This is a genomic window from Mesorhizobium sp., from assembly GCF_041661565.1.
Lineage (GTDB): Bacteria > Pseudomonadota > Alphaproteobacteria > Rhizobiales > Rhizobiaceae > Mesorhizobium.
In genome coordinates this window covers 1-5,461 of sequence record NZ_JBAZUD010000218.1, presented here as the reverse complement: position 1 = coordinate 5,461, position 5,461 = coordinate 1, and the positions used below count along the sequence as shown (strand labels likewise).

At 62.9% G+C, this 5,461-nt stretch carries 6 protein-coding genes and 1 pseudogene; 6 read left to right on the top strand and 1 reads right to left on the bottom strand.

Translation table 11 applies throughout. From position 1 onward, the window contains the following. The 3 genes and pseudogenes from WC739_RS24290 to WC739_RS24280 form a co-directional block, all read left to right on the top strand. Positions 1-527, top strand: a pseudogene (locus tag WC739_RS24290) (hypothetical protein); the annotation flags it as partial. Positions 528-542: 15 nt separating this feature from the next. Beyond that, a complete protein-coding gene (locus WC739_RS24285) occupies positions 543-1,064 on the top strand; it encodes an SCO family protein (RefSeq protein WP_372955537.1) in 522 nt (173 codons plus the stop codon). Positions 1,065-1,134: 70 nt separating this feature from the next. Further along, positions 1,135-1,572, top strand: a complete 438-nt coding sequence (locus WC739_RS24280; protein WP_372955536.1) for a hypothetical protein — start codon at positions 1,135-1,137, stop codon at positions 1,570-1,572. Positions 1,573-1,611: 39 nt separating this feature from the next. On the opposite strand, the gene WC739_RS24275 is transcribed toward WC739_RS24280, so the two are convergent. After that, positions 1,612-3,399 (bottom strand): GMC family oxidoreductase, encoded by a 1,788-nt coding sequence (locus tag WC739_RS24275; RefSeq protein WP_372955535.1) that lies wholly within the window; start codon positions 3,397-3,399, stop codon positions 1,612-1,614. A gap of 117 nt (positions 3,400-3,516) precedes the next feature. Here WC739_RS24275 and WC739_RS24270 point away from each other — a divergent pair, with 117 nt between their 5' ends. The 3 genes from WC739_RS24270 to WC739_RS24260 form a co-directional block, all read left to right on the top strand. Next, complete coding sequence (locus WC739_RS24270) at positions 3,517-4,809, top strand: flavin-containing monooxygenase (protein WP_372955534.1); 1,293 nt, start codon at positions 3,517-3,519, stop codon at positions 4,807-4,809. Positions 4,810-4,923: 114 nt separating this feature from the next. Beyond that, the gene (locus WC739_RS24265; RefSeq protein ID WP_372955533.1) at positions 4,924-5,340 is read left to right on the top strand and encodes a RidA family protein; all 417 of its coding nucleotides are present in this window, start codon (positions 4,924-4,926) and stop codon (positions 5,338-5,340) included. Positions 5,341-5,357: 17 nt separating this feature from the next. Further along, positions 5,358-5,461, top strand: a 104-nt coding sequence (locus WC739_RS24260) for a DUF1028 domain-containing protein (RefSeq protein ID WP_372955538.1), incomplete at its 3' end; no start/stop codon positions are given.

Below are 5,461 nucleotides of genomic sequence, written 5' to 3'. Positions count from 1 at the left end.
GGCTTCCGGAAATCCTGGATTACGTCGATCGCAACATGAACCCCACCTGGAAGGATGGCGGCCTCTACTATCCGCGCAACGAGCAGACTTGGGTGGACGGCAAGTTTGTCGGTGTGACGCCCTTGTCCGGCAATGCGAACTTCGCTTACGCCCGGCTCAATCGGAAGGACGGCCTCAACAAGCTCTATTTTGCCGACTGGGCCAAAACGCGTTTGGCGCAGCCCAACCTCGCCGAGGTCTCGCGGCACATTGACATCGCCCGGGCGGTGTTCCTGCCCGACCGCAATGTCCTGGTGGTCACCGCACGGCCCGCGCATGGCGACGCTGGCGGTCCCGCCCGCTTCGAATTCGCGAACGTTCATTCCTGTGGCCAGAGCTGGCGGCTGGAAATCGACGGTGTCGAGGTGGCCAGCGGCGGCAAAGAGGTCAACAAGACTGACGCCCCGATGGCCCGGTTCGAGGGCGATCTGCTGGTCGTCGAATGCTCCATCGAGCGCCAGACCGACATCGTCCTGCGCTGGTCATAGATCGGGGAAGCCAGAATGAACAACGTCGTTCGTCCCATGGTGAAGATCGGAGGGTCGTTCGCCCTGGTCGATCACCACGGCCGGCAGGTGACGGAGCAGACCTTTCGCGGTTCTCATCAGCTGATTTTTTTTGGATTCACGCACTGCAAGGTGGTGTGCCCCGAAAATCTCACGAAACTGTCTCGGGTGCTGGATCTTCTGGGCCCGCTGGCCGACCGGCTCCAGCCGCTCTATGTCAGCGTCGATCCCGACAGGGATAAGCCGGAGGTCATGAAGGCGTTCCTCGAAAGCCGTTTCCCAAGGTTCCTGGGGCTCACCGGCGACCGTGACCAGGTCACCGGGATGAAGTCGGCCTACAAGGTTTATGCTGAGCAGGAGGCGGCCGATGCGGAAGGCAATTACGACGTGCCTCATACGGCGATGACGTTCCTGATGGATGAAGATGGCAATTACGTCACCCATTTCGCGGATGTTTCCGGTGCTGAAGACATAGCGGCGCGACTGACGCGGATCCTCGGTTCGTCGGCAAAAGGCTGACAAGATGCCTGCCGGGCCAGCCCTGGGTCGACCGCACCCCCTGGGTGGACCTCGCTTCTGCGCCGTGGCGATGCTGGTCGGATTTCTGGTCGACCTGACCCACGCTCCCCTGTCGCCGGATATATGCGGCGGGGCCGCTGGCATCTACGATACGATGGTGCTCCATCTGGATCTCTTGCCGTCCATGCATCTTGCCATGCTGATCGGCGTGGTCGACATGGGCGGACGCGACTGGCGAACGCGGCTTGGACTGGGGCTCCGCGGTGGCGGCCGGTTCGTGTTCATGGCCGCGGGCATGGTTCTGGGCGGCGCCCTGCTCATGCCAGCTCAGGTCGCAGGCGTCTACGGTTGGTGGTGGATGTGTGGAACCATGCTCGCCGGAATGGCGGGCGGACACTGGGTGTGGGCTGCCTGCTACGCAGTCGCGCGCGAGTTCACCATGCGATCCGCCGCCTCGACATTGCGGCGCCTGGCGAAAGCGCCGACGCCAGCCGAAGCCTCCGCCTGACGCCACTCGAACTTCCGGGGCTGGCCGCCCTTGGGTTGATCAGGTGCGGGTTGAACCCAGGATCATATCCGCCGCCTTCTGGCCGATCATCATCGAGGGCGCGTTGGTGTTGCCGCCGATGAGCGTCGGCATGACGGACGCGTCGGCGATCCTGATCCCCTCGAGGCCACGCACCTTGAGGGTCGCCGGCTCCACTACGGCCATGCCATCGACGCCCATCTTGCAGGTGCCCACAGGGTGATAGACGGTGAGCGCTTCGGCGCGAAGATAAGCGAGGATCTCGTCATCGCGAACGATGTCTTTTCCGGGGAGGATTTCTTCGCCGCGAATGCCGTCGAACGGGCGCGCGGAGAAAATGCCGCGCGCTATCCTTATGCCTTCGACAAGCACCTTGGCATCATCCTCGTTCGAGAAGAAGCGATGGTCGATCAGAACCTCTGGCCTGGCCGCGTCGCGCGATAGGCGGATCTCTCCAACGCTTTTCGGCCGAAGCACGCACGTGTGGATGGCATAGCCATGGCCATATTCGATCAGTCTGCCGCGGTGGCTGCGGTAGCCCGGCACGAAATGAAACTGGATGTCGGGGAGGTGACCGGCATAGCTGGTTTTCGCGAAGCCGCCGGCTTCCACGTAGTTGGTGGTTAGCATGCCCTTGCGGCTGGCGAAATATCTCAGGGGAGCTGCTGCGATGCGAGGGGCATTGCGCAAGGAAAGGCCCAGCGTCTTGGTGCTCGATGACCGCACGGTAATCATGCCGTCGACATGATCCTGCAGGTTCTTGCCGACGCCGGGAAGATCATGGACGGGGTCGATTCCAATCTGCTTCAACTCATCGGCCGGGCCGATGCCGGACGTCATCAGGATCCTCGGGGAGTTGATGGCGCCCGCCGACACTATGACCTCGCGCTTGGCGAGCAGCTGCTTCTTCTCGCCACGATGGTCGACGTGCATTCCGGTCACGCGACGTTGGGCCAAGACGAGGTTGATCACTTCGCATTCGCTCATCAAGGTGAGGTTCTTGCGTCCGAGCACTGGCCGCACGAAGGCGGTGAAGCTGCTGAAGCGTTGACCTCGGTCCTGCGTAACATTGTAGATGCCGACACCGAACTGGCTTTCCGCATTGAAATCGGCATTCGCCGGCAATCCCACCTGGGCTCCGGCTTCGACGAAAAGGCGTGAAACGGGGTTCGGGTCGCGTGGATTGTCGACGAGCAGCTCGCCGGTCGTCCCATGGTAGCGGGCGTCCTGACCGAGCAGGTTGCGCTCAAGTTGCTTGAACACCGGCAGGACGTCCCTGTAGGCCCAGCCCGTGCAGCCGAGATGCTCCCAGCCGTCATAGTCCTCCGCGGCGCCGCGGATATAGACCATTGAGTTGATTGAACTCGATCCTCCGAGCGCCTTGCCGCGATTGACCGGGATGCGGCGGTTGTTGAGGCCGGCCTGCGGCACCCCGACGAAGCGATAATCATATCTCGGATTGCCGTAGAGCGAGAGAATGCCCGCCGGCATCTTGACCCGCATGCTGGTGTCGCTGCCACCCGCCTCGACGAGACAGACGCTCACCGACGGGTCCGCGCTCAGCCGGTTGGCCACGACGCAGCCCGCGGAGCCGGCGCCGACAACGATGTAGTCGAAGCTTTCCGCCCTCATACGCAATCCCTCTGGAATGCCGCCGCAAACCAGCGGACTGGCGCGCGACGCGATGCCGCGTCCCCCTGCTTGCCCTGCGGTCGGATCGACGCCGCCGACAGTATGGTTGTCGGGCAGGACAGGAAATTCGGAAATGATGACGCATGGGTTCGGAGATTCGTTATGTGCGCCAGCCATTTGATGCGGTTAGGTCTCCCCGAAGGACGGCGCATGTGCCGGGCGGCGGACGGCACTACGGCTGCATCGGAAGCACGCGGCCATGATCCGCTTCGGTGACGCAGCAGAGGAATTTGAATGGCGGTTGAGGAGATCGACACGCTGGTGGTCGGTGCGGGCCAGGCCGGGATCGCGATGAGCGAGCATCTTGGTCTGTGCGGCGTGCCCCATATCGTCATCGAGCGCGGCCGCATCGCCGAGCGGTGGCGCTCCGAGCGATGGGATTCACTGGTTGCGAACGGCCCGGCCTGGCACGACCGATTCCCCGGAATGGAAATCCCTGGCGCCGATCCGGACTCGTTCGTGGGAAAGGAAGCAATGGCGGACTACTTTGCCGCCTATGCGACGATGATCCAGGCACCGGTGCGCTGCGGGGTCGAAGTGCTGGACGTGCGAAGAAGGATCGGTCGGCCGGGCTTCCTGGTCGAGACGTCGAGAGGCCTGATCGAGGCCAACAATATCGTTGCCGCGACGGGCGCTTTCCAGCATCCCGCAAGACCCGACATCGTTCCAGACGGCTTCGGACTGCTGCAGATCCATTCCCGCGACTATCGCAATCCAGGGCAATTGCCAGACGGTTCCGTGATGGTGGTCGGCGCCGGCTCATCGGGGGTTCAGATCGCCGACGAGCTGAGGCGCGCCGGACGGCGCGTCTACCTCTCCGTCGGGCCGCACGACCGTCCACCACGCAGCTACCGCGGTCGTGACTTCTGCTGGTGGCTTGGGGTTCTGGGAAAGTGGGACCTCGACACGCCGGGGCCCGGCACCGAGCATGTGACGATCGCGGTCAGCGGGGCCAGGGGCGGCGAGACGATCGATTTCCGGCGCCTGGCCGCGCAGGGGATGGTCCTCGTTGGACGAACGAATGATTACAGCGACGGCATCATGACCTTCGCGCCGGACCTGCGCGAAAATATAGAACGGGGTGATGCAAGCCTGTTCGCTATTCTCGATGAGGCCGACGCCTATGTCGACCGCAACGGGCTCGACCTTCCGCCGGAGCCCGCGGCGCGCATCGTTGATCCTGAAGCCGAGTGCATCGCCAACCCGATCCTGGAACTCGACCTGGCGGAGGCCGGAGTCCAAGCCATCATCTGGGCAACCGGCTACACCGTCGACTACAGCTGGCTCAAGGTCGACACATTCGACGAAAATGGCCGTCCGAGACATCAGCGAGGGGTGTCGGCGGAACCCGGCATTTACTTTCTCGGATTGCCCTGGCAGTCGCGCCGGGGATCGAGCTTCATCTGGGGGGTATGGCATGACGCGAAATTTGTCGCGGACCGGATTTCGACGCAGCGCCGGTACCGGGACTATGGAGCCGCCAATCATCGCGCAACCGCGGCGGCTGCAACCTTCGTTCGGTCGTAGCCTGGTGCCCGAAGCCTGATGTGGCCAGCAGGGACGAAGACGATTTCGAATGACCAAGCGGCAGCGAAAGCCAGTCGAGGCGTGGGTCAGCGAGCCGATAGATGGAGACCGAGCATGACGCACACACGCATTCGCAAGTTCAACACAAGCAAGACCTATCCCGAACAGCAGCTGGACAACGACCTAAGTCAGGCTGTCGTGACGCGTGGCGGCAAGACCGTCTACCTGCGAGGCCAATGCCCGCAGGATCTCGATACGGCGAAGGACATAGGCAGTCACGACCCTGCCGAGCAGACCCACAAGGTCATGCAGAACATCCGGCAACTGCTGCAGGAATGCGGCGGCGGCATGGAGCACCTGGTCAAAATTGTGGTCTACATCACCGATGTCCGCCACAGGGAAGCGGTCTATCGGGTCATGGGCGAATATATCAAGGGCGTTCATCCGGTTTCGACCGGGCTGGTGGTCAGCGCACTGGCGCGCCCCAACTGGCTGGTGGAGATTGACGGTACCGCCGTCATTCCCGATTGATTGCCGGATACCAGGACATGACATTCTCCATTGTGGCGCGTTGTGCGAAAACCGGCATGTTCGGCGTCGCCGTCTCTTCCTCGTCGCCGGCGGTGGCAGCGCGATGCGCCTATGCCCAGGC